22 protein-coding genes are annotated in these 21475 nt (G+C 71.2%); 8 read left to right on the top strand and 14 right to left on the bottom strand.

Going from position 1 to position 21475, the window contains the following annotated elements; all coding sequences use genetic code 11:
* Positions 1–45 precede the first annotated feature (45 nt).
* Together ACULK4_RS03035 and ACULK4_RS03030 are read left to right on the top strand one after the other, a co-directional pair.
* Entirely contained in the window at positions 46–1296 is a 1251-nt protein-coding gene (locus ACULK4_RS03035; RefSeq protein WP_445964981.1) for a flavin-dependent oxidoreductase, read from the top strand.
* Positions 1293–1760 (top strand): DUF3237 domain-containing protein, encoded by a 468-nt coding sequence (locus ACULK4_RS03030; RefSeq protein WP_445964980.1) that lies wholly within the window; start codon positions 1293–1295, stop codon positions 1758–1760. Before ACULK4_RS03035 ends, ACULK4_RS03030 begins: the two co-directional genes overlap by 4 nt.
* On the opposite strand, the gene ACULK4_RS03025 is transcribed toward ACULK4_RS03030, so the two are convergent.
* Positions 1753–2367, bottom strand: a complete 615-nt coding sequence (locus ACULK4_RS03025) for a DUF4386 family protein (RefSeq protein WP_445964979.1) — start codon at positions 2365–2367, stop codon at positions 1753–1755. The two genes, ACULK4_RS03030 and ACULK4_RS03025, sit on opposite strands and share 8 nt — an antisense overlap.
* Before the next feature lie 106 nt (positions 2368–2473).
* On the opposite strand from ACULK4_RS03025, the gene ACULK4_RS03020 reads away from it, so the two are divergent.
* Both ACULK4_RS03020 and ACULK4_RS03015 read left to right on the top strand, forming a co-directional pair.
* A complete protein-coding gene (locus tag ACULK4_RS03020; protein WP_445964978.1) occupies positions 2474–3148 on the top strand; it encodes a TetR/AcrR family transcriptional regulator in 675 nt (224 codons plus the stop codon).
* Positions 3145–4050 (top strand): dihydrodipicolinate synthase family protein, encoded by a 906-nt coding sequence (locus ACULK4_RS03015; RefSeq protein WP_445964977.1) that lies wholly within the window; start codon positions 3145–3147, stop codon positions 4048–4050. Before ACULK4_RS03020 ends, ACULK4_RS03015 begins: the two co-directional genes overlap by 4 nt.
* On the opposite strand, the gene ACULK4_RS03010 is transcribed toward ACULK4_RS03015, so the two are convergent.
* The 3 genes from ACULK4_RS03010 to ACULK4_RS03000 all read right to left on the bottom strand — a co-directional run bounded on the left by ACULK4_RS03010 (position 4047) and on the right by ACULK4_RS03000 (position 5394).
* The gene (locus tag ACULK4_RS03010; RefSeq protein WP_445964976.1) at positions 4047–4310 is read right to left on the bottom strand and encodes a hypothetical protein; all 264 of its coding nucleotides are present in this window, start codon (positions 4308–4310) and stop codon (positions 4047–4049) included. The genes ACULK4_RS03015 and ACULK4_RS03010 overlap by 4 nt on opposite strands.
* A 64-nt stretch (positions 4311–4374) precedes the next feature.
* On the bottom strand, positions 4375–4776 hold the full coding sequence (locus tag ACULK4_RS03005) for a hypothetical protein (protein WP_445964975.1): 402 nt from the start codon (positions 4774–4776) through the stop codon (positions 4375–4377).
* 138 nt (positions 4777–4914) lie between these two features.
* Positions 4915–5394: a DNA alkylation repair protein gene (locus ACULK4_RS03000; protein ID WP_445964974.1), complete on the bottom strand. Its 480-nt coding sequence runs from the start codon at positions 5392–5394 to the stop codon at positions 4915–4917.
* Positions 5395–5471: 77 nt separating this feature from the next.
* Between ACULK4_RS03000 and ACULK4_RS02995 the strand changes: the two genes are divergently transcribed.
* A complete protein-coding gene (locus ACULK4_RS02995; RefSeq protein ID WP_445964973.1) occupies positions 5472–5858 on the top strand; it encodes a PPOX class F420-dependent oxidoreductase in 387 nt (128 codons plus the stop codon).
* A 9-nt stretch (positions 5859–5867) separates the two neighbouring features.
* Here ACULK4_RS02995 and ACULK4_RS02990 read toward each other — a convergent pair whose 3' ends face one another.
* Entirely contained in the window at positions 5868–6812 is a 945-nt protein-coding gene (locus ACULK4_RS02990) for a LysR family transcriptional regulator (RefSeq protein ID WP_445964972.1), read from the bottom strand.
* 77 nt (positions 6813–6889) lie between these two features.
* Here ACULK4_RS02990 and ACULK4_RS02985 point away from each other — a divergent pair, with 77 nt between their 5' ends.
* Positions 6890–8641 (top strand): L-aspartate oxidase, encoded by a 1752-nt coding sequence (locus ACULK4_RS02985; RefSeq protein ID WP_445964971.1) that lies wholly within the window; start codon positions 6890–6892, stop codon positions 8639–8641.
* 29 nt (positions 8642–8670) lie between these two features.
* Here ACULK4_RS02985 and ACULK4_RS02980 read toward each other — a convergent pair whose 3' ends face one another.
* From ACULK4_RS02980 to ACULK4_RS02955, 6 genes are read right to left on the bottom strand one after another with little or no spacing between them, the layout of a single operon-like run.
* Positions 8671–9207: a hypothetical protein gene (locus ACULK4_RS02980; protein WP_445964970.1), complete on the bottom strand. Its 537-nt coding sequence runs from the start codon at positions 9205–9207 to the stop codon at positions 8671–8673.
* A gap of 50 nt (positions 9208–9257) precedes the next feature.
* A complete protein-coding gene (locus ACULK4_RS02975) occupies positions 9258–10739 on the bottom strand; it encodes an aldehyde dehydrogenase family protein (protein ID WP_445964969.1) in 1482 nt (493 codons plus the stop codon).
* Positions 10736–11902 carry a M20 family metallopeptidase gene (locus tag ACULK4_RS02970; protein ID WP_445964968.1) on the bottom strand — a complete coding sequence of 389 codons (1167 nt, stop codon included), beginning with the start codon at positions 11900–11902 and terminating at the stop codon, positions 10736–10738. The genes ACULK4_RS02975 and ACULK4_RS02970 overlap by 4 nt, the downstream gene beginning before the upstream one ends.
* Positions 11895–12566, bottom strand: a complete 672-nt coding sequence (locus tag ACULK4_RS02965) for a DUF1028 domain-containing protein (protein WP_445964967.1) — start codon at positions 12564–12566, stop codon at positions 11895–11897. The genes ACULK4_RS02970 and ACULK4_RS02965 overlap by 8 nt, the downstream gene beginning before the upstream one ends.
* Entirely contained in the window at positions 12563–12997 is a 435-nt protein-coding gene (locus ACULK4_RS02960; protein ID WP_445964966.1) for a RidA family protein, read from the bottom strand. The genes ACULK4_RS02965 and ACULK4_RS02960 overlap by 4 nt, the downstream gene beginning before the upstream one ends.
* Positions 12997–14325: a flavin-containing monooxygenase gene (locus ACULK4_RS02955; protein ID WP_445964965.1), complete on the bottom strand. Its 1329-nt coding sequence runs from the start codon at positions 14323–14325 to the stop codon at positions 12997–12999. The genes ACULK4_RS02960 and ACULK4_RS02955 overlap by 1 nt, the downstream gene beginning before the upstream one ends.
* A 119-nt stretch (positions 14326–14444) precedes the next feature.
* On the opposite strand from ACULK4_RS02955, the gene ACULK4_RS02950 reads away from it, so the two are divergent.
* A complete protein-coding gene (locus ACULK4_RS02950) occupies positions 14445–15389 on the top strand; it encodes a LysR substrate-binding domain-containing protein (RefSeq protein ID WP_445964964.1) in 945 nt (314 codons plus the stop codon).
* Here ACULK4_RS02950 and ACULK4_RS02945 read toward each other — a convergent pair.
* Entirely contained in the window at positions 15380–17290 is a 1911-nt protein-coding gene (locus ACULK4_RS02945; RefSeq protein ID WP_501043394.1) for a primary-amine oxidase, read from the bottom strand. The two genes, ACULK4_RS02950 and ACULK4_RS02945, sit on opposite strands and share 10 nt — an antisense overlap.
* Positions 17291–17692: 402 nt before the next feature.
* Here ACULK4_RS02945 and ACULK4_RS02940 point away from each other — a divergent pair, with 402 nt between their 5' ends.
* On the top strand, positions 17693–19123 hold the full coding sequence (locus ACULK4_RS02940; RefSeq protein WP_445964962.1) for a purine-cytosine permease family protein: 1431 nt from the start codon (positions 17693–17695) through the stop codon (positions 19121–19123).
* 6 nt (positions 19124–19129) lie between these two features.
* On the opposite strand, the gene ACULK4_RS02935 is transcribed toward ACULK4_RS02940, so the two are convergent.
* Both ACULK4_RS02935 and ACULK4_RS02930 read right to left on the bottom strand, forming a co-directional pair.
* Positions 19130–20575, bottom strand: coding sequence for an amidase (locus ACULK4_RS02935; RefSeq protein ID WP_445964961.1), 1446 nt, complete (start codon positions 20573–20575; stop codon positions 19130–19132).
* The gene (locus ACULK4_RS02930) at positions 20572–21294 is read right to left on the bottom strand and encodes a 2-oxo acid dehydrogenase subunit E2 (protein WP_501043353.1); all 723 of its coding nucleotides are present in this window, start codon (positions 21292–21294) and stop codon (positions 20572–20574) included. Before ACULK4_RS02930 ends, ACULK4_RS02935 begins: the two co-directional genes overlap by 4 nt.
* Positions 21295–21475: the final 181 nt, after the last annotated feature.

The following is a 21475-nucleotide window of genomic DNA, read 5'->3' as shown; positions in this document are numbered from 1 at the left end:
CAGACCGATCGGGTCCGACGGCCCGGCCACCGAAGGAGTCATCCCATGCGCATCGTCATCGCCGGCGCCGGCATCGGCGGCCTCGCGACCGCCCTGAGCCTCGAGGCGGCCGGATTCCGCGACATCCGCATCTTCGAACGGGCCGACCGCATCCGCGGGCTGGGCGTGGGCATCAACCTGCTGCCGCACGCCATGCGCGAGCTGACCGAGCTCGGGCTCGCTGACCGCATCGCCGCGCTCGGCGTCGCACCCGCGACGCTGAGGTACTTCAATCGGCACGGCCAGCGAATCTGGAGTGAACCGCGCGGGCTCGCGGCCGGCTATCGGTGGCCGCAGCTGTCGGTGCATCGCGGCCGGCTGCAGCTGACCCTGCTCGACGCGGTCCAGGAGCGCCTCGGCGACATCGTCCACCTCGGCCAGCGGCTCGTCGGCATCGACGACGGGGAGCGCACGGCCACCGCGACGTTCGAGACCGAGCAGGGCAGGGTCGACGTGGAGGCCGACGTCGTCATCGGCGCCGACGGCATCCACTCGGCGCTGCGGGCGCTTCGGTACCCGGATGACGGCGAGCCGGTGTGGAGCGGGCTGACCCTGTGGCGTGGCACCGCGACGATCCAGACGTACCTCGACGGCCGCACGATGGTCATGGCCGGCGACGGCGAGCAGAAGTTCGTCGCGTACCCCCTCGAGGAGCGCGGGGCCGACGGCCGTCAGCGCATCAACTTCATCGCCGAGCGGCGCGGAGCCGGGAGCCCCGACGTGGACTGGAACCGGTCGGTCGATCCGGCGCCGATCGTCGACCTGTTCCGCGACTGGCGCTTCGACTGGCTCGACATCCCGGGCGCGATCGCGGCGGCCGACGAGATCCTCGAGTACCCGATGGTCGATCGCAACGCGCTGCCGCGCTGGACGTTCGAGCGCACGACGCTGCTCGGCGACGCCGCGCACGCCATGTACCCGAACGGATCGAACGGCGGTTCGCAGGCGATCCTCGACGCGCGCACCGTGGCGTACCAGCTCTCGACCGCGCCGTCGCCGGAGGAGGCCCTCGAGGCGTACGACCGGATCCGCCGCCCCGCGACCGAGAAGCTGCTCGGCCTCACGCGCCGGACCGGCCCGGAGCAGGTCATGCTGCTCGCACACGAGCGCGCACCTCAGGGGTTCGACGACATCCACGACGTCATTCCGCAGGCCGAGCTCGAGCGGATCGCCGCGGAGTACAAGGCCGCGGCGGGCTTCCACCCCGACGCGCTGAACGCGCGCTCCTCCCTCACCGTCGCGCTGGAGCCCCGATGACGCACACGCCCACCGTCCCGACGCTCGAGCACGCGTTCGACGTCGTGGTGCGCCTCGGCCCGCTGGCCGACCACGGGCGCACACGCGCCGGTCACCGACGCGTCATCCCGATCATCGGCGGGCAGGTCACCGGCGGACTCGATGCGGAGATCCTGCCCGGCGGGGCGGACTGGCAGGTGGTCCGCGACGACGGCGCGATCGAGGTCGACGGCCGCTACACCGCGCGCACGCCCGGCGGCGAACTGATCTACCTCCAGGTGGCGGGCGTCCGCACCGGCCCACCGCAGGTGCTGGCGGCGCTGCTGGCCGGCGACGACGTCTCCCCCGACCGCTACTACTTCCGCACGGTGATCACGATCGAGACGGATGCCGCGGCGCTCGCGCACCTCGAGCACGCCGTCTTCGTCGCCTCGTGCGTGCGCGACGCCGACGCGGTGCGCTACGCCGCGTATCGGGTCACCTGACGGCGGGGGTGCGGCGACCGCCCCAGCCGATGAGCCACACGAGCAGCACGACTTCGCCGACGAACACGAACTGCCCGATGCCGAGCGGCGCGGACGGCGCGAGCGCGACGCTCACGGCGTCGATGGCGTACCCGGCGCCGGCGATGAGCACGAGCACGCCGATCCAGGTCGGGATGCTCGACGCGCGCACGGCGGCGATGCCGACGGCGAGCAGGTGCAGGCCGAACACGAACAGCGCGGCATCCCACATCGCCTGGAACCGCTCGGGATCGGCGGGCTCGAGGAGCGCGCCGGCGGCGACGGCGAAGGCGGCCCCGTAGGCGACGCGCAGCGCGGCCGCGACCTGGGCGATCAGCTCGCCGCCCGGCCTCAGGATCGGGTACAGCGCGACGCCGACGATGACGTCGAGCACGGCGATCACGAGCACGGCGACCGCGGCCGGGCCGGTCAGGCCGGCGGGGAGCGCCACCAACAGCCCGAGCGGTGCGAGCACCGCCATGAGGGCGAGGGAGATGCCCGCGACGAGCGCGGCGGCGCGGGTCGAGGCGGCGGTCGAGGGGGTTGGGGCGCGGTCGGTGACCGCGAGAGCGGTGGTCGAGGCGTTCATGGGTTCTGCTCCGTTCCGGTGACGGATGCCGGCGGCATCCGTTCGCACCAAGGTACTGTACGTTGTACGGTACGTCGTACGGTACAGCGTACGGTACGCTGGCCGAATGTCAAGCCCGAGGGCCGCGCGCAACACCCTCACCCGTGATCGAGTCATGGAGGGGGCGCTCGCGCTCGCCGACCGCGACGGCCTCGAGGCGCTCACGATCCGCGCCCTCGCGGCCGACCTGGGCGTGAAGCCCATGGCGATCTACCACTACGTCGCCTCGAAGGACGTGCTGCTCGACGCACTGGTCGACCGCGTGTTCGCCGAGGTCCCGCTCCCCCGGGCCGACAGCGACGGATGGCGCGAGCAGCTCGCCGACCGCAGCCGGGCGATGCGCGACCTCCTCGCCCGCCATCGCTGGGCGCTGTCGGTGCTCGAGACCCGCGCCCACCCGGGCCCGTCGACCCTCGCCGCACACGAGGCCGTGCTCGACGTGCTGCGTCGCGCCGGCTTCTCGGTCGAGGCATCCGCCCACGCCTTCGCGCTGCTCGACGCGTTCGTCTTCGGGTACGCGCTGCAGGAGTCGATGCTCGAGACCGCGGGCCTACCCGACTCCCCCGCCGACCTGCGCGCCGGCATGGACCTCGCGGCGTTCCCCCGCATCGCCGAAGCCGCCGCGCTCTACGCCGCGAGCACCGACTACGTCTTCGCGTCGTCGTTCGAGATCGGCCTCGGCGTGGTGCTCGACGGCATCGCGGGCTTCGCCGACCGCTTCCCAGATCGGAGCAGCACATGACCGAGCGGGCCGCACGATTCACCGGCCTCAGCGCCTTCCCGCTGACCCCGTTGCGCGACGACGCGCTCGACGAGGCGGCCTACGCCCGGATCATCGTGCGGCTGGCCGACGCCCGCGTCGACTCGATCACCGCCCTCGGTTCGACGGGCGCCGCCCCCTACCTCTCGCGCGAGGAGCGCGCGGCCGCGGCGCGCATCGCGGTCGAGCACGCGGGCGACGTCCCCGTCTTCGTCGGCATCGGCGCGCTGCGCACGAGTCACGTGCAGGCGCTCGCCGACGACGCGCAGCAGGCGGGCGCGGCCGGCCTCCTGCTCGCGCCGCTCACCTACCAGCCGCTCACTCCCGACGACGTGTTCGGCCTCTACGCCGATGTCACGCGCGACCTCTCGGTGCCGCTCATCGTCTACGACAACCCCGGCACCACGCATTTCGCGTTCACCGACGAGCTGTACGCCGGCATCGCCGAGCTGCCGAACGTCGCCTCGATCAAGATCCCGCCGATCCCCGGTCGAGCGGATGCGGCGGCCGCCCGTGTCGACGCCGTCCGCCGGCGCCTGCCCGCCCACGTCACGATCGGCATCTCCGGCGACGCCTTCGCCACCACCGCCCTGCTCGCCGGATGCGACGCCTGGTACTCGGTCATCGCCGGCACGCTTCCCGAACCCGCCCTCGCGATCATGCGGGCGGTGCAGGCAGCGGATGCCGCCGGCGCCCGCGCCGCCTCCGACCGGCTCGGCCCGCTTTGGGCCTTGTTCGCGCTGCACGGCAGCCTCCGGGTCGTCGCTGCGATTGCCGAGCAGCTCGGACTCGCCCATCGCTCGTGCCTGCCGCTGCCGATCCGCGGGCTCGACGACGAGGCGCGGGCCGAGGTCGCGGCGATCGTCGAGCGGCTCGGGGGTTAAGCCAGCGGCCGATCCGTGCCGGTCGGCCTCCCGAAAGTGAATGCATTGCGATACCGCCACACGCCCATGACACCCCACGCGAGAAGCGCGATGGCGGCGACGGTGAGCATATGCCACCAGGGCGACCGAATGGAAAGCGCGACTCCCACGACGATGAAGAACGGAGCGCCCAGGACCTGACCGACCGACGCGATCAATCGATACCGAGGATCTCGCTGGAGCTGTGCGCTCCACGACAGGGGCGTGCGGTCCGTGGTCATGCGTCCAGTATCAGGGAGCCGCGTCGTTCGCAGCAGCGCTCGTCGACCGCCATCCTCAGCGCGCTCAGGCCGCGACGAGGGCCTCGAACGGCGCGATCGTGACAACGCCCTCGACACGGCGGGCAAGGTCCGCGTCGAGGGTGATGAAGGCGTCGGCCTGCAGCTTCGCGACGGCGACGAACTCTGCCGCGGTCGTGTCATCCCAATCGAGCTGTTCCGCGATCTGCCACGCGACCGCGCGTGACACCCGATCACCGAGTAGCCGCACGCGCATCGACGAGAGCCGGTCGAGCCGCGCGCGAGCCGCATCGCGGCTGAGCTCACCGCGGCGGACTTCGCGATAGAGGAGCGAGAGGACCTGCGAGCGGAGCACGTTCGGCGCGACCAGCTGGTGGCCCTCGGCAACCACGACCCCCTCTTGCACCAGCCGCAGCGCGACGAGGGCGTCGATGCCGAATCTCGTCATGGCCGCCTTCCTCCCATCGCTCCCCGCAGGATCCCCTTCGCGGCACACCCTACGCCGAACGTCCGGAGCGGACATCGATCTGCCACGGATGTCGCGACCCATCTCCGGTTCCGCGTCGTGACGTGACGGCGGGCCCGGTCAGATCGCAGACGCCGCTTGACGGAGGTGTGCGTCATCTTCGCTCGCCCATCGGGCGACGATCCCTCGCGAGCGCAACGCCTCGGCGCCCTCGAGCCGGCCGATGAGCGGACGCACCACGTCGACGGCGAGGGGCGTGACGAGCTCCGGGACGCGTGCATCGCGCAGGAACTGCTCGAGGCGCGTGAGGTCTGACGCGAGCAGCTCGGTCACGTGGCCCTGCAGGAGGACGATCGCGGCGAGCCGTCGCTCGTAGACCGGCGTCGACCACAGCTCCGACGCGAGCGCGGTGATCTCGTCGTGCGTCATGCGCGGGTGCCGCCGGCGGGCGTCGCGGACCGTGCCGCGCACCGCTCCCACCGATGCCCCGTAGAAGTGCAGGCCGCCGCCGACCCGCTCCGCGTCTGCGGCCGCGCGCTCCTCGGAGCCCTCGGCCCGGAGGGTGCGGTCGATGAACTCGGCGGCGGCAGATGACACCATTCGATTCTGCGACACGACACAGCTGACAGACTGGGCTGCAGCGACAGTCCCCGACCCCTGCGAGGAGTGCAACCCCCGTGATCACCGACGCGGCCAGGCAGTTCCTCGCCGAACGCCATCTCGCGACGCTCTCGACGATCGGCCGGTCGGGCCGGATCCATTCGGTGCCCGTCGGGATCACCTACCTGGATGGCGTCGTCCGCGTGATCGGCAGTCGCGGCTCGCAGAAGTTCGTCAACGCCGAGCGCGGAGGGCGGGCGAGCGTGAACACCGTCGACGGCGCCAGGTGGATCAGCTTCGAGGGACCGGTGCGCATCCTGTCGGACCCGGAGTCGGTCGCGTTCGCCGTCGAGCTCTACGCGGCCCGATATCGTCAGCCGCGCGTCAACCCGCACCGCGTCGTGCTCGAGTTGACGGTCGAGCGGGTGCTCGGGTCGTCCGGCATGCGAGCGGATGCCGGCTGAGCCGGCCGATCATCTCCGCCACTCCATCGCTCCCGCGAGCCGCATCGTCTCGCCCGCCCGCCCCGCGAAGGCCACCGCCGTCGCCGCGATCGTCGTCTGCATCACCTCGACCGCAGCCGTCGCCGCGACATCCGCGGGCCGCGCCAGGCTGATCGTACGCTCGAGCGTCGGCGCCTCGAGCCGCACCGACCGCAGCCCGGGCCGGTCGATGAGCACCATCGCGGGCACGATCGCGACGCCGAGCCCGCGCTCGACGAACCGCAGCACGGCGTCCATCTCCGCCCCCTCGAGCACCACCTCGGGGGTGAGGTCCGCCGCGCGGAACGCGGCATCCGTCGTCGCGCGCAGGTCATAGGTCGAGCTGAAGACGATCTGCGGCAGGCGCGCGACATCCGGAGGCCCCATGCTGTCGTCGGTGGTGACCGGCGGCAGAGCAGCGGATGACACGACCACGAGCTCCTCGACGAGCAGCGGGGTCACGGTGAAGCGCTCGGCGGTCGTGGCTTCCGACGTGACGATGAGCGCGAGGTCGAGCTCGCCGGCGCCGAGTTCGTCGAGCAGGCCCCGCGACCCCTGTTCGGAGAGATGCAGCTCGATGGCCGGATGTTCGGCGTGGAAGGCGCTGAGCACCTCGGCGACGAGGCTGATGCAGAGCGTCGGCGTCGCGCCGAGCCGAACCCGGCCACGCTCCAACCCGGCGAGTTCGGCGAGTTCGCGTCGCACCGACTGGGCGTCCGCGAGCATGCGGCGCGCAAGCGGCAGCAGCGACTCTCCCGCGACGGTCAGCGTCGAGCCGCCGCGGGCGCGGTGGAACAGCTCGGCGCCGAGGCTCTGCTCGAGCGCGGCGATCTGGCGACTCAGCGAAGGCTGCGAGAGGTAGAGCTCCTCGGCAGCCCGCGTGAAGTTGCCGAATCGGGCCACTTCGACGAACGACCGCAGCTGCTCGAGGTTCATGTCGATAGCCTAGATGCATCGACATCAAGCACAAGATGCATTGGACGCATCCGATCGCCGAACCTACCGTGGATCCCATGAGTGCTTCAGGCAGGGCCGCTTCCGAGCGGCAGATCTCCACGACCGTCCTCGTGATCGGCACGGGCGGGTCCGGCCTGCGCGCCGCCATCGAGCTCGCCGAGGCGGGCGTCGACGTGCTCGCGCTGGGCAAGCGCGCGAAGTCCGACGCGCACACCTCGCTCGCGGCAGGCGGTATCAACGCCGCCCTCTCGACGATGGACGCCGACGACAGCTGGCAGCAGCACGCCGCCGACACCCTGAAGGAGAGTTACCTCCTCGCCGACCCGCGCACCGTCGAGACCGTGACCAAGGGCGCGGCACGCGGCATCCAGGACCTCGAGCGCTACGGCATGCCGTTCGCCCGCGAGGAGGACGGCCGCATCTCGCAGCGCTTCTTCGGCGCGCACACCTACCGCCGCACGGCGTTCGCGGGCGACTACACGGGCCTCGAGATCCAGCGCACGCTCGTGAACCGGGCCGCGCAGCTCGGCGTGCCGATCCTCGACACGGTCTACGTCACGCGCATCCTCGTGAACGACGACGGGGCGGTCTTCGGCGCCTACGGTTTCGACCTCGAGGACGGCACGCGCTACCTGATCCACGCCGACGCGGTGATCCTCGCCGCCGGCGGTCATAACCGCATCTGGCGCCGCACGTCGTCGCGTCGCGACGAGAACACGGGCGACTCGTGGCGCCTCGCCGTCGGGGCCGGCGGCCGGGTGCGCGACCCCGAGCTCGTGCAGTTCCACCCGTCGGGCATCCTCGAGCCCGAGAACGCGGCCGGCACCCTCATCAGCGAGGCGGCCCGCGGCGAGGGCGGCATCCTCACCAACGCCCTCGGCGAGCGCTTCATGTCGAAGTACGACCCGGAGCGGATGGAGCTGTCGACGCGCGACCGCGTCGCCCTCGCGGCGTACACCGAGATCAAGGAGGGCCGCGGCACCCCCAATGGCGGTGTCTGGCTGGATGTCTCGCACCTGCCTCGCGAGACGATCATGACCCGCCTCCCCCGCGTCTACCAGACCATGCTCGAGCTGCAGATGCGCGACATCACGACGGAGCCGATCGAGATCGCGCCCACCGCGCACTACTCGATGGGCGGGGTCTGGGTGCGCCCCGACGACCACGGCACCGATGTGCCCGGCCTCTACGCGATCGGCGAGGCCTCCTCGGGACTGCACGGCGCCAACCGACTCGGCGGCAACTCGCTCATCGAGCTGCTCGTGTTCGGGCGCATCGTCGGGCAGGCTGCGGCCGACTACTCGCGGGGGCTCGCCGCGCAGCGGCGATCGGCGGCGGCGGTCCAGGCGGCCCGGGCCGAGATCGACGACCTGCTCGCAGCGGATGGCGCGGAGAACGTGCGCGCCCTCCAGCGCGCCATCCGCAACACCATGACCGAGCACGCCGGCGTCGTGCGCGACGAGCAGGGCCTCCGCGCCGGCCTCGCCGAGCTCGACGCGATCGAGGCCCGCATGGCCGGCATCGGCGTGCACCCCGACCTCGCCGGCTACCAGGACCTCGCCCACGCGTTCGACCTCAAGTCGGCTGCCCTCGCCGCGCGCGCGACCCTCGAGGCCGCACTCGAACGGCGCGAGACCCGCGGATGCCACAACCGCTCCGACTTCCCCGAAACGGATGCCGCGCTGCAGGTCAACCTCGTCTGGTCGCCCGCCGCCGGCGTCACCCGCGAGGCCATCCCGCCCATCCCCGAGGAGATCGCGGCGCTCATGGACCGCGAGGTGTCGGTCGCGGGCAAGCTGCTCGAGTAGTCCGGCCACCGGTCCCGACGACGCTCGAATCAGGACAGCTGACCGAGCGCATGCCCTGCCATGAGGAGCGTCGCTCCGCCCATGAGCAGATGCATGAGTCGCTCGCTCGCCCTGACGCCTCGGACGGAGGCGACCGCGGAGACCACCGTGTGCGACAGGGCGGCCGCCACTACGAGGGCGGAAAGTCCGCTCACGCCAGCGCCGTGTCCGGCGTGCGCGTCGGCTCCCGCCTCTCCGAGGCCTCCGGACATCATCGGGAGCAACGCCGCCATGACGACCAGGCCAAGGGCGTCATGGGTCGCCCCCACGTGCAACTCCGCGGCGTCCTCTCCGGCTCGTCGACGCCGCCATGCGTGGACCGCCGACAACCCGATCGCCCCAGCGAGCAGTACCGCCAACCAGAGCACGGTGCCGATCCGGTGGAGGAAGACGACGTCCACCATCGCGCCGAGCATCAGCAGCACCGCGAGCAGGCCCGGGAGGGCAGCGCGCCGTCGCCATCCGGTGTGCAGCAACGCAGCGATGGCCGTGAGGCCGATCGCGGCAGGGTGCAGCACCTCGGTCATGGTCGTCACCCTGCCCGACGGCGGTCAGCGTAGGAAGTCACTGGCGAACCTCACCCGTGCTGGAACCACGTCGTCTTCCAGTCGGTGTAGTTGTCGAGCGCGTGGCGCGAGAGGTCGCGTCCGAAGCCCGATTGGCGGAAGCCGCCGAACGGCGTGGTGAGCCCCAGCGCATCGACCGTATTGACCGAGACGGTTCCAGCGACCAGCCGCTCCGACACGCGGTGCGCGCGCCCGAGGTCGGAGGTCCAGAGCGACGCCGCGAGACCGTAGTCGGTCGCGTTGGCGAGCTCGATCGCCTCGCCTTCGGCGTCGAAGGGCAGCACGACGACGAGCGGACCGAACACCTCGACATGGTGGAGTTCGTGCTCGGCACCGAGCCCGGTCACGATCGCGGGCCGCAGGTAGGCGTCGGATCCGGTGATCGTGACGCGGTCGCCGCCGCTGACGAGCCGGCCGTCCCGCGCGGCACGGTCGATCGCGGTCCCGACGGCATCTGCGTGCGCGCGACTGATGAGGCTGCCGTTGCCGGGTGCTCCTGCGAGCGGGTCGCTCGGCTCGTACGCGTGGGAGGCCGAAGCGAGCAAGGCCACGAACTCGTCGTGCACCGCGCGTTCGACGAGGATGCGGGAGTTGGCCGAGCACACCTGGCCCTGGTTGTAGAAGGCACCGAAGGCGGCCTTCTCGGCGGCGGCCTGCAAGTCGGCGTCCGCGAAGACCAGGTTGGAGCTCTTCCCGCCGGCCTCGAGGGCGACGCGCTTCATGTTCGACGAGCCGGCGTCGATCATGAGCTGCTTCGCGACCGCGGTCGATCCCGTGAAGGCGAGCACGTCGATGCCCGGATGCCGCGCGATCCGGCCGCCGACGGTCGAGCCGCGTCCGGGGACGACGTTGAGCACGCCTGCCGGAACGCCGGCCTCGAGCGCGAGGTCGGCGAGGCGGAGTGCGGTCAGCGACGTCTCGGTCGCGGGCTTGAGCACGACGCTGTTGCCGGCCGCGAGTGCGGGGGCGAGCTTCCACGCGGCGATCTCGAGCGGGTAGTTCCAGGGCACGATCGCGCCGACCACGCCGAGGGGCACGCGACGCACGAGTGCCGTCGAGCCCGGGGGCGTCGCCGGGATCTCGTCGTACCGCTTGTCGGCGAGTTCCCCGTACCAGCGGAAGGTCTCGGCGGCTCCCGGCACGTCGACCGTGAGCGTCTGGGCGATCGGCTTGCCGGAGTCGAGGCTCTCGAGCAGCGCGAGCTCGTCGAGGTTCGCGTGGATGAGGTCGGCGAGCCGGATGAGGACGCGCCCGCGGTCGGCGGCGCCGATACGGCTCCACGCGCCGTCGTCGAAGGCCTGCCGGGCGTGGCCGACCGCCAGGTCGACGTCGCGCTCGGTGCCCGCCGAGAGGTCGGCGAGGTGGGCGAGCGAGCCGGGACTGATCGCCGGAATGGTGCGGCCCTCGGCCGCGTCGACGCGGCGACCGCCGATGAAGGCGCGTCCGTCGATGGCGAGATCGCGGCTGCGGGCGGTCCAGTCGATGGTGGTCATGATGCGTCCTCCGCAGGGGTCGAGTTGGCCGACACGATGTCGACGGCGGTCCAGGCCATGAGCACGGCGGCGTCGAGCAGCGCCCGTTCGGCGGCGCCGCCGACGCAGGCCGCGGCGAACTCCTTCTGGTGGTTGGTGTGGGGCAGCGAGTCGACGCCGATGTAGGGATGGATCGCCGGCACGATCTGCGACACGTTCCCCATGTCGGTCGAGGCGCGGTTCATGCGGCCTGCGACGGACGGATCCGCGAAGACCCGCCCCCGCTCGAGGGCGTTGCGCGTGTACGCGGCGAGCGCGCGCTCGTCGGTGCGGAACTCCGCGTACGGCTTCGACTCCGGGGTCACCGTCAGGCTCGCGCCCGTCGCGACCGCCCCGGCTTCGAAGCACCGGCGCACGCGCTCCTCGAGCACGGCGAGCTCATCGAGCGAGTTCGCGCGCGCGTACCAACGGCCTTCCGTGCGCTCGGGGATCGCGTTGGGCGCGAACCCGCCGACGGTCTGGATGCCGTGCACGCGCGTGTCCGACGGAAGCTGCTGGCGCAGCATCCCGATCGCGACCTGGGCGATGACGAACGCGTCGTTCGCGTTGACTCCCTGGTCGGGGTAGGCGGCGGCGTGGGCCGAGACCCCGTCGTAGGCGATGTGGCTGTGGGAGACGGCGAAGGGCCGCGCCTCGGCGACGTCGACCGGCGCGGGGTGGACCATCATGGCGAGGTCGAGGTCGCCGAACGCGCCGGCCTCGATGAGTTCGATCTTGCCGCCGCCGCCCTCTTCGGCCGGCGTGCCGTAGACGCGCACGGTGATGCCGAGGTCGTCGGCCAGCTGCGCGAGCGCGAGACCGGCCCCGACGGCGCTCGCCGCGATGAGGTTGTGCCCGCACGCGTGGCCGAGCCCGGGCAGTGCGTCGTACTCGGCCATGATGCCGATCGTCACGGGGCCGGACCCCGCTTCGGCGAGCAGCGCCGTCTCGAAGCCGAGGTAGTCGGGCGTCACGCGGAAGCCCGCGCGCGCCAGGGAGTCGCCGACCCAGCCCGCGGCGCGGTGTTCCTCCCAGGCCGTCTCGGGGTGCGCGTGCAGCGTCTCCGAGAGGGCGATGAGCCCAGCGGATGCCGCGGCCACCGTCCGGTCGGCCGCGCCCTTGAGGGTTCCCAGTTCGCTACTCATCGCCGGGCACTCCGTACGACGGTGCGGCGGCTGGGTCGAGCGCTCGCGTGACGTAGGCGTCGCGCTGCGGCACCCAGAGCTCGAGCAGCGCGCCGAGCTCGGCGACGGGGTCGCCGTCGGTCCAGTCGACGCGCAGGTCGGTCACGCGCCATCCGGCGTCGCGCACGACCGCGAGCCCCGCCGAGTGGACGGGGCCGGCTTCGCCGCCGGCATCCATCGCCGCCCGCATCGCCGCGAGCAGGCGGTGCTCGAGCTCGCCCGTCGCGGCGTGGAACGCGTCGACCATGCGCTGGGGGATGTCGGCGGCGGCGAGCAGGTTGCCGCCCGCGGCAACTCCGTCGCCGGTCGCGTGACCGAAGATGCCGAGCGCGCGTCCGCCCGAGTGGACGGCCGCACCGCCGCCTGCGTCGACGACGAGCAGCTGCCGGAACTCGGTGTGCGGGGTCGCCGAGACGACGGCGTCGAGCGCGTCGCGGGTCGACATTCCGGACCGGAGGCGATCGACGACCGACGGACCCAGCCGCGGGTCGGTGATGTTCTGCGAGTTGACCGCCCCGATGCCGTCGGCGAGCGTGACGCAGCGGGCCGCGACGGCCGGCGACGACGAGCAGATCGCGGAGCCGAGCGCACCGGAGGCGTCGCGGGCGACGAGTGAGAACGTCATCGTGCGCCCTCCGTCGCAGGAGTGCTGATGACGGCGGTCGCGTCGATCTCGACGAGCCACTCGGGGCGGGCGAGCGCGCTCACGACGAGCCCGGTCGAGACGGGGAACACGCCCTCGAGCCACCGGCCCATGACCCGGTACACCGTTTCGCGATAGCGCGGGTCGATGAGGTAGACGACGACCTTGACGATGTCGTCGAGCGACGAGCCGGCCTCCTCGAGCAGCATCGCGATGTTCGCCATCGCCTTCTCGGTCTGGGCCTCGACGTCGCCGATGCCGACGGATTCGCGGGTGTCGAGGTCCTGCCCGATCTGCCCGCGCAGGTAGACCACGCCGTTCGCGACGACGGCCTGGCACAGGTCGTTGGCGAGGCTCTGCTCGGGGTAGGTGTCGCGGGTGTTGAAGGGACGGATGCGCGTGTGGGTCGTCATCAGAGTGCTCCGGATGCTGCGAGCGCGGCCACGTGGTCGAGACCGCTGTCGGACGGGGTGGAGGCCCCGGCCGCCGTCGCAGCCTCGGGGAGGTAGGCGTGGTAGCCGCGCTGGATCATGATCTGGTCGGCGAGGTAGCGGGCATCGTGCCAGACGCCCCAGATGAAGCTCGATCCGCGCCTCGACTGCCACGGCAGCCCGAGGAAGTACACGCCAGGCTCGACCGAGACGCCCCGGTGATGTCGCGGACGTCCGCGATCGTCGAAGGCGTCGAACTCCATCCAGGAGTAGTCGACGGCGAAGCCGGTCGCCCAGAGGACGGTCGTGATGCCGCTCGCGGCGAGGTCGAGTTCGAGGATCGGGTCGGTGAGGCACTCGGGGTCGGGGCCGATGACGCGTGCCTCGGGTTCCGCGGGCAGGTCGATGCCGTTGCGAGCGACGTACGCGTCGGCCTCGTCGAGCAGGTCCAGGTAGTTGGCGTCGCCGCGCGCGATGTTGGCGGCCAGGTCGGGGGCGAACCGCATCGTGCCGCGCTCGAACGCGCCCGCGCGCCCGAGGAGGGTGATGCCCTCGGCGGCGAGCCGACGGAAGTCGACGGTGTGGCCGCCACGGGCGCCGCTCACGGCGATGGTGACGTGCTCGGCACCTGCGGGCGGTGCGGCCATCTCCCACTTGCCCAGCACCCCGAGCCACCAGCAGAAGTCCCGGCCGCGATAGCTGCGCGGCGGGCGGTCGTGCGGGCCCACGGCGAGGTACACCTTCCGGCCGGCGCGCCGGAGCTCGTCGGCGATCTGCACGCCCGATGAGCCGGCGCCGACCACGAGGACGGCCCCGTCCGGCAGCTGCTGCGGGTTGCGGTATCCGCTCGAGTGCAGCTGATGGATGCCGGCCTCGGCGGGCACCACGGCGGGAATGACGGGACGCTGGAACGGCCCCGTGGCCGCGACGACATAGCGAGCGTGAATGGTGCCGGCGGACGTCTCGGCCGTGAAGCCCGGGCCGCTGGAACGACGGCGCACGGCGGTCACCTCGACGCCGGTGCGGATGGGGGCCGCGATCTTCTCGGCGTACGCCTCGAAGTACCGGGCGACGGTCTCCTTGGGGGCGAACGCGTCCGGGTGGACGTCGAACTCGAGTCCCGGGAACCGGTCGTGCCACGCGGGCCCGTTCGCGACGAGCGAGTCCCACCGGCCGGTGCGCCACCGTTCGGCGATGCGCTCGCGCTCCACGACGATGTGCGCGATGCCGCGCTCGCTCAGGTGCTCGCTCATCGCGATGCCGGCCTGACCGGCGCCGATCACGAGGACTTCGGTCTCTTCGCTCGACATCCTGACCCTCCTTGCTCCGCCGACGTCTGCGTCGGTGATTTCAGGCTAGGAATCGCATTGGAATCTGTATAGATGAGATTGGCGGCGCACTGCATCAGTTGAGTTGATACAGTCGGGTCATGGCACGCCTCACCCGTCCCGACATGACGCTCGTGCAACTGCGCTACTTCGTCACGGCCGCGACCCGGCGCTCGATGACCGAAGCATCGCTCGACCTGCACGTGGCGCAGTCGGCCGTCTCGACGGCCATCGCCCAGCTCGAGCGCGGCCTGGGAGTGCAACTGTTCGTGCGCCAGCGGAGCAAGGGCCTCGCGCTGACCGACGCCGGTGAGCAGTTGCTCCGCGACGCTCGCTCACTTCTGGCCCAGGTCGATGAGATGACCGACACCGTCCGCGGCCGCCACTACGACGTGCGAGGCACGCTGCGACTGGCGTGCTTCGTCACGCTCGCGCCGTTCGTGCTGCCGAGGCTCATCTCGCGTCTCAAGGAGGAGCACCCGCGCCTGCGCATCGAGATCATCGAGGCCGACGTGGACGGCACGGTCGAGCTGCTGTTGAACGGCACGGTCGAGGCCGCGATCGCGTACGACTTCGGCCGCATGCACGACCTCGCGTTCGACCACCTCTACACGGCGGAACCCCATGTCATCCTGCCGCTCGATCACCCGCTCGCGCGGCGCAAGCGCATCAAGCTCGCCGAACTCGACGGGCAGGACCTCGTGCTCCTCGACATCCCGCATTCGCGGGAGTACTTCCTCGGCATGCTGCACGCCGCAGGCGTCGAGCCGCAGATCCGCTACAGCTCGCGCAGCTACGAGACGGTCCGGTCGCTCGTCGCGCGCGGCGAGGGCTTCTCGATCCTGAACAACATCCCCCAGTCACCGCGCACCTACGACGGCGGCGAGCTCACCGCCATCCCGATCGCGGGGGAGATCGCCCCGCTCGACGTGTGCTTCGTGCGCGTGGCCGACGTGCGCCCGACCGCGCGAGCGAGGGTGATCGGCACCCTCGCTCGCGAGCTCTTCGGCGGTTCGGCGACTCCTGGAGCGCCGCCTCAGCAGTGACATCCGGCGTCGTCGCCTACGGTGTGGCAGGCGGCGTGCGCGGACGGCGAGGGCGGCACGTCGAGCGCCGGATTCCGGTCGAAGAACCCGTTGGGCTTGAGGGTGAAGCCGGTGTAGTCGACCGGCATGATCGGCCAGTCCTCGACACGCGGGAAGTGCGTGAGGCCGAAGCTGTGCCACAGCACGATGTCCTCGCCGTCGATCGACCGGTCCTTCCGGATGTACTCGGGCAGTCCGGGCGAGCCGACGCTCTGGTTCACGAAGTCGCCGGCGGGGAAGCGCTCGTCCTCGGCGAAGCGCGTGACCCACAGGTGCTCGGTCGCGAATGCCGCTCGGCGGCTGATCGACGAGTCATCCGCTGCGGCGAGCGTGGGCAGCCCCTGCGGGATGAGCGTGTAGGCGACCGGCTCCCCCACGACGTTCGTCCGCTCGGTGTTGACGATGTCCCAGACGCGGCCGAGCGAGCCGTCGGCTCGTCGTCGCGCTTCCGTCTCGGTGCCGAGCACGCGCCGCGAGCGCGTGAAGGCGTTCCCGTGCGGGTTGCCCTCGCCCTTCGGCACGCGCTGCAGGTCGAGTTCGTGCACCGCGTTGCGGTCGCCGTCCACCGCCATGTCGAGGCGGGCGCAGAAGAGGTGCTGGTGGAACGGCGCCCCCAGCCCGGGTGCGATCTGGGACGCGTACGGGTAGTCCGTGCCGGGGTACCGCGCCGTGAACACGATGCCCGTGGCCTTCGCCTCGAACTGGATGGTGCCGTCGAGGTAGAAGTACCAGTAGAAGCCGTAGTCGTAGTTGCCGACGGTGGTGAAGAAGCTCACCACGAGTCGACGCTGACGACGCGTGGACGTATGGTTCGCCCACTCGTCGGTGTGCTTCCAGAGGAGGCCGAAGTCCTCCTCGTGGATGCAGATGCCCTGGGTGATCTCGCGCGGGTTGCCGAAGTCGTCGGCGACGACGGGCGAGAGGTAGGTGATCTCACCGAGGCAGTCGCAGCCGAGCTCGAGCGAGTTCGCGTCCCGCCCGACGAGGTACTCGCCCGTGTCGAAGTAGTTCTGCCAGGAGCGGTACGGCGCCGGGTCGCCGTACGGGACGACCATCTCGGCGATCGAGGCGCGGTCGATGATGGATCGCCGGCGCCCGCCATCCGCGAACCCGATCTGGCTGAGGACGAGACCCTCGCGCGCGTCGAACCCGACGTGGAGGTCCCACTTCTGCCAGCGCAGCACGTTGCCGTCGAGCGTGAAGCTCGGCCCGTCGGGCTGCGTGATGTGCAACGGCTTGAGGTCGGTGCGCAGCGGCCCGGTCAGTTCCGGTGCCTCGAAGTTCCCGTTGGCGAGCGGGTCGTCGGAGGGGCCGTCGTCGAGGATGCGCACGACGCGTCGCTCGATCATGTCGACGAACGCGACGAGCTGGTCGACGGGGTGGCCCCACGCGTACTCCCCGGGCTCGCGCTGCACGAAGGCCAGGCCGCGCAGCAGGCGCCTGCCCTCCTCACCCTCGTAGTCGAAGAGGCCCGCCGACAGCGGTGCGACGCGCACCTGGTCGGGCGTGAGGCCGCGTGCGGCGAGCGCTGCGCGCCATCCTTCGTCCGCCGCCAGGATGGACTCGATCGAGGCGAACTCCTCGAGCAGCACGGGCGCCTGGCCGACGAGTGCGGGATCCACGGCGGCCTCGGCCACGATGCGCCCCTCGGTGAGCGAGACGACCAGGTCGGTGGTCGCCCCGGTGGCGGTGTCGAGGAGGATGGCGCGCGCCTCGCGCGGCACGTCGGAACCCTCCCGCAGGAGAGCCTTCGCCGGCTCCTTCAGCGAGAGGTAGGCCACGCGCACCGTCTCGCCGAGCCGACCCTCCTCGACGAGGTGGTCCCGGACCGCCGTGATCTCCTCGGCGCTGAGCGGATCCATGGGGTGGGTGCGCCGTTCGATGGCGACGGTCGTCGTGTTCACGATGCTCTCCGTAACTGCGGTGTCAGGTCTCGCGGGTTGGCGCGAGCCATCGGATGAGACGAGTACACCTCACCTCCGATGACTCCGCCAATATCGGTGCGCGTACCACTGGATCAATTCGCAAGATGCAGACGGCATCTTCCGATCACCGCGGCGGATGCCACGACGGATGCCGCGACGAGCCGTGAGCATCTGAACAATTGATGCACTGGCTCGACTTTCTGAAGTTCCATGATGGACCGGATGGGCGCACCATGGACGGAACACCAGCGGGAGCCGGACGTTCGGGCCGGCTCGAATCCCCACCGCACGCCCGAACCCGACAGATCCCCGGCAACGTCGCCGAGAGAAGGGGCAGTCATGACCAGCGCGCCACCGACCACGCAATCCCTCGTCCAGTTCGAGACCCGGCACATCATGCCGATCCCGGAGAACGAGCGGACCGGCACCGTCCGCTCGCTCTTCGCGATCTGGGTCGGCATCAACATGCTGCCGCTCACCGTCGTCACCGGCGCGATCGCGACCGGCGCCTTCGGCCTCTCGATCGGCTGGAGCATCGTGGCGATCCTCACGGGCAACCTCATCGGCGCATTCGGTGCGGCGCTGCACGCCTCCCAGGGGCCCCACCTCGGCGTTCCGCAGATGCTGCAGGCCCGCGCCCAGTTCGGCTTCTACGGCGGCAGCCTCCTCGCCTTCGTCGCCCTGCTGATGTTCCTCGGCTTCTTCGCCAGCATCCTCGTCGTCGCGAAGGACTCGCTGCTCGCGGTCTTCCCCGACCTGCCGCCCGCGGCCGTCATCATCGTGTTCGCGGTCGTCGGCATCGCGATCGCCGTCTACGGCTACGACCTCCTCCGGAAGGCGATGGCCTTCCTGTCGGTCATCATCGCCGTCGTCGTGGTCGTCGCCATGGTCATGCTGTGGTTCCAGCCCAGCGTCACGCAGGCGAACCCGGAGGCCGGCTTCACGATCTCCGGATTCTTCGGGATGCTCGCGATCGGCGTCGTGTGGCAGCTCGCCTACGCCCCGTACGTGTCGGACTACTCCCGGTACCTGCCGAAGGACACGGGACCCAAGCAGGCGTTCTGGGCGACGTACCTCGGCCTGGTGCTGAGCTCCGTCTTCGTCATGATCCTCGGCGTGCTCCTCGGCGCCGCCGACCCCGCCAACCCGCTCGGCGCGATGGGCGCACTCCTCGGCGTCTTCGGAACGATGGGGCTGCTGATCTTCGCCTTCAGCGCCGCCATGATCAACGCGGCGGAACTGTACTCGGGCGTCATGTGCGCACTGACGACCGTGAACTCGACCTTCGCCAAGATCATCGTCACCACCCGGACGCGCGTCATCACCACGCTCGTGTGCGGCGCGATCGCCACGATGGGGGCCCTCGCCGGCGAGAGCGACTTCGTCACGATGTTCCAGAACTTCGTCACGATCCTGCTCTACGTGCTCATCCCGTGGTCGGCGATCAACCTGGCCGACTACTTCATCGTGCGCAAGGGCGACTACGCGGTGGCCGAGCTCTTCCAGCGCGACGGCGGTCGCTACGGCCGCTGGAACGCGGTCGGTCTCTCCACCTACGCGGTCGGCATCCTCGTCCAGATCCCCTTCATGGTGACCCCGATGTACACCGGCCCGCTGGCCGAGCCCCTCGGCTTCGTCGACATCGCCTGGATCCTCGGCTTCATCGTGAGCGGCGCCGTCTACCTCCTCCTCACCCGGATGTTCCCGACGGCGGAGCCCGTCGGGGCGCGCGAGCCCGTCGCCACGGCCGCCTCCGCCGAACGACGCTGAACCGAGTCATCTCGAGCCGACCGGGCCGGCCGTCGCACCCAGCCGAGCACGAACGGGCTCGATCGGAGCGAGGGGCGGGAATCGGGATTCGATCGCGGACGCCACCGCGAGGCACGTATCCTCCCGGAATCGGCCGCCGATCACCTGGACCGAGAGGGGCAGCCCGTTCGCGAGCCCGACGGGGACCGCGACCGCGGGCAGGCCGAGCACGTTGCACGCGGTCGTGATCGACATACTCGCGAAGGTCCCCGGAACGTCCCGCAGGCTGTCGCGAGCCAGGAAGGGCGGCCCGCCGAAGACCGGGGCGACGATGACGCGACCGCCATCGAGGAATTCGCCCCACGCGCGCAGCAGCTTCAGGCGCTCGACGTAGGCGCCCATCGTCCGTGCCGGCAACGAGGGGTCGGCGAGTTCGAACAGCCGTGTCACGAAGGTCGCCTGCTCCGGCCCCCACGGGGGCGTCATCGTCTCCATGGCCGTGGACATGTCGGACTTGAGGATGTCGAGCCATACCTCCGCGGCACGCTCGACCCCCGGGGGCTCGTCCTCCTCCACGGCGTAGCCGAGATCCGCCAGGGCGGCGCCGACGGCTCGCACTCGGTCCTGCAACTCTGGCACTGTGGCGCCCGGAGAGGGATCCGGGACGAGCGCGACCCGGCCCGGACGAACCGGTTCCGAGCCGTTCAGCGGCGCGGGCACCGTCCATGGGTCGCGCCAGTCCTCGCCCGCCATCACACTGAGCGCGGTGCGCAGGTCGGCGACCGACCTCGCGAGCGGGCCTTCGGCGAGCATGAGCTGCAGGCTCAGGGGCAGGTCTCCGGGCTCCTGCATCTGCGCCCGCGGAATGCGACCGAGGGTCGGCTTCAGCGCGGCGATCCCGCAGCACGCGGCCGGCCACCTGAGCGACCCGCTGAGATCGCCGCCGACGCCGAGCGGGCTCATGCCGGTGGCGATCGCGGCGGCCTCGCCGCCGCTCGAGCCACCCGGCGTCACCTCTGGGTTCCACGGATTGAACGTCGGCCCGTAGAGGGTGCTGACCGTGTGCCAGCCGATCCCGAGGTCGGGGCAGTTCGTCCGCCCGATCGGAATGGCGCCTGCGCGACGCAACCTCGCCACGTGCGGGGCATCGTCGCGCGGCATCGCCTGCTGCATCGCGGGAACGCCCTGCGTCGTCGGCGAGCCGGCGAGGTCGATGTTCTCCTTCACCGTGAACGGCACCCCGTGCAACGGCCCGATTCGCGCCCCCTCCCCGACGGCGTCATCCGCGTTTCGAGCCGACCGCCGCGCTTCCTCGCCCAAGACGAGCACGACGGCCCGGACCGCATCGTTGACGTCGGCGATCCGCTCGAGATGGGCGTCGACCACCTCGAGGACCGTGACCTCGCGCACGCGGATCGCCGCCGCGATCTCGGTCGCGCCGAGTCGCCAGAGCTGGTCCGGGATGCCACTCATGAGCTTCGCGCCTTCCCTGCCTCCGTCGCCTCGGACAGCAGGAGCTCGGCCGATTCGACCAGTTCGCGGAGGTCCCGGACGAATCGCGCGGCGGGTCCGCCGTCGACGACCACGTGATCGAGGACCACCGAGATGTCGACGACCTCGCGGGGCTCGATCGCATCTCCCACGACCCTCGGCCGGCGGCTGATTCCCCCGACGATCATCTCGAGCGACATCACCGTCGGCGGCGAAATCGCAAGCCCCCCTCCGCCGCCGAACATGCCGACGCTCGTCACCGACACCGTGCCGATCCGCTGCCGGACGCGCACCGAGCGGGCCATGACCAGGTACATCAGGCTCGTCGCTCCGGGTATCGCCGCGAAGATCGGACCCCACCGTCGCAGCATCCGGCCCGGGGGTCCGGCGAAGGGCTCCCGCTTCGCGGCTCTCAGCTCGGCGCTGAGGTCCGCAACCGAGCGGGACTGCGCATCTCTCAGTACCCGAGGGAATGCGATCGGCCGCTGCGACGTCGGCACCTCGACGAGCACCGTGACATCCACGAACTCGTGCACGACGATCCGCCCGCGCCAATCGCGATAGCCGTGCACCTCCGGGTTCCGCCGGACGGCTCGTGCCAGGCACGCCACGAGATAGGCCGTCATCGAGAGCGGCTCCCGACCGGGCGCCGCGAGCAGCGCCCGCGCGGTGGTCACGTCCATCTCGAGCAGACCGGTCATCGGGGCGATCCGTCGCCCCGCGCGCAGGCCGGCGATCATGATCCGCCGAGCGGTCCCCGGGGGCCGCACGGACCAGTGCCTCCTCGACTCGGGCAGCGAGCCTCCGCCAACCTGCATTCATCGAGCATGGAGCGCGGGCACGCACCGCCGTGGAGTCGAAGGTCCTTTCGACGGATCGTCG

The organism is Agromyces selenitireducens (genome assembly GCF_052748465.2).
Note: the sequence above shows the minus strand (reverse complement) of the source record. Positions and strands in the feature narration are given on the sequence as shown.

Coding starts and splice junctions, on each gene's coding strand:
- ACULK4_RS03035 (WP_445964981.1), top strand. CDS start 46: ATGCGCATCGTCATCGCCGGCGCCGGCATCGGCGGCCTCGCGACCGCC.
- ACULK4_RS03030 (WP_445964980.1), top strand. CDS start 1,293: ATGACGCACACGCCCACCGTCCCGACGCTCGAGCACGCGTTCGACGTC.
- ACULK4_RS03025 (WP_445964979.1), bottom strand. CDS start 2,367: ATGAACGCCTCGACCACCGCTCTCGCGGTCACCGACCGCGCCCCAACC.
- ACULK4_RS03020 (WP_445964978.1), top strand. CDS start 2,474: ATGTCAAGCCCGAGGGCCGCGCGCAACACCCTCACCCGTGATCGAGTC.
- ACULK4_RS03015 (WP_445964977.1), top strand. CDS start 3,145: ATGACCGAGCGGGCCGCACGATTCACCGGCCTCAGCGCCTTCCCGCTG.
- ACULK4_RS03010 (WP_445964976.1), bottom strand. CDS start 4,310: ATGACCACGGACCGCACGCCCCTGTCGTGGAGCGCACAGCTCCAGCGA.
- ACULK4_RS03005 (WP_445964975.1), bottom strand. CDS start 4,776: ATGACGAGATTCGGCATCGACGCCCTCGTCGCGCTGCGGCTGGTGCAA.
- ACULK4_RS03000 (WP_445964974.1), bottom strand. CDS start 5,394: ATGGTGTCATCTGCCGCCGCCGAGTTCATCGACCGCACCCTCCGGGCC.
- ACULK4_RS02990 (WP_445964972.1), bottom strand. CDS start 6,812: ATGAACCTCGAGCAGCTGCGGTCGTTCGTCGAAGTGGCCCGATTCGGC.
- ACULK4_RS02985 (WP_445964971.1), top strand. CDS start 6,890: ATGAGTGCTTCAGGCAGGGCCGCTTCCGAGCGGCAGATCTCCACGACC.
- ACULK4_RS02980 (WP_445964970.1), bottom strand. CDS start 9,207: ATGACCGAGGTGCTGCACCCTGCCGCGATCGGCCTCACGGCCATCGCT.
- ACULK4_RS02975 (WP_445964969.1), bottom strand. CDS start 10,739: ATGACCACCATCGACTGGACCGCCCGCAGCCGCGATCTCGCCATCGAC.
- ACULK4_RS02970 (WP_445964968.1), bottom strand. CDS start 11,902: ATGAGTAGCGAACTGGGAACCCTCAAGGGCGCGGCCGACCGGACGGTG.
- ACULK4_RS02965 (WP_445964967.1), bottom strand. CDS start 12,566: ATGACGTTCTCACTCGTCGCCCGCGACGCCTCCGGTGCGCTCGGCTCC.
- ACULK4_RS02960 (WP_445964966.1), bottom strand. CDS start 12,997: ATGACGACCCACACGCGCATCCGTCCCTTCAACACCCGCGACACCTAC.
- ACULK4_RS02955 (WP_445964965.1), bottom strand. CDS start 14,325: ATGTCGAGCGAAGAGACCGAAGTCCTCGTGATCGGCGCCGGTCAGGCC.
- ACULK4_RS02950 (WP_445964964.1), top strand. CDS start 14,445: ATGGCACGCCTCACCCGTCCCGACATGACGCTCGTGCAACTGCGCTAC.
- ACULK4_RS02945 (WP_501043394.1), bottom strand. CDS start 17,290: ATGGATCCGCTCAGCGCCGAGGAGATCACGGCGGTCCGGGACCACCTC.
- ACULK4_RS02940 (WP_445964962.1), top strand. CDS start 17,693: ATGACCAGCGCGCCACCGACCACGCAATCCCTCGTCCAGTTCGAGACC.
- ACULK4_RS02935 (WP_445964961.1), bottom strand. CDS start 20,575: ATGAGTGGCATCCCGGACCAGCTCTGGCGACTCGGCGCGACCGAGATC.
- ACULK4_RS02930 (WP_501043353.1), bottom strand. CDS start 21,294: ATGACCGGTCTGCTCGAGATGGACGTGACCACCGCGCGGGCGCTGCTC.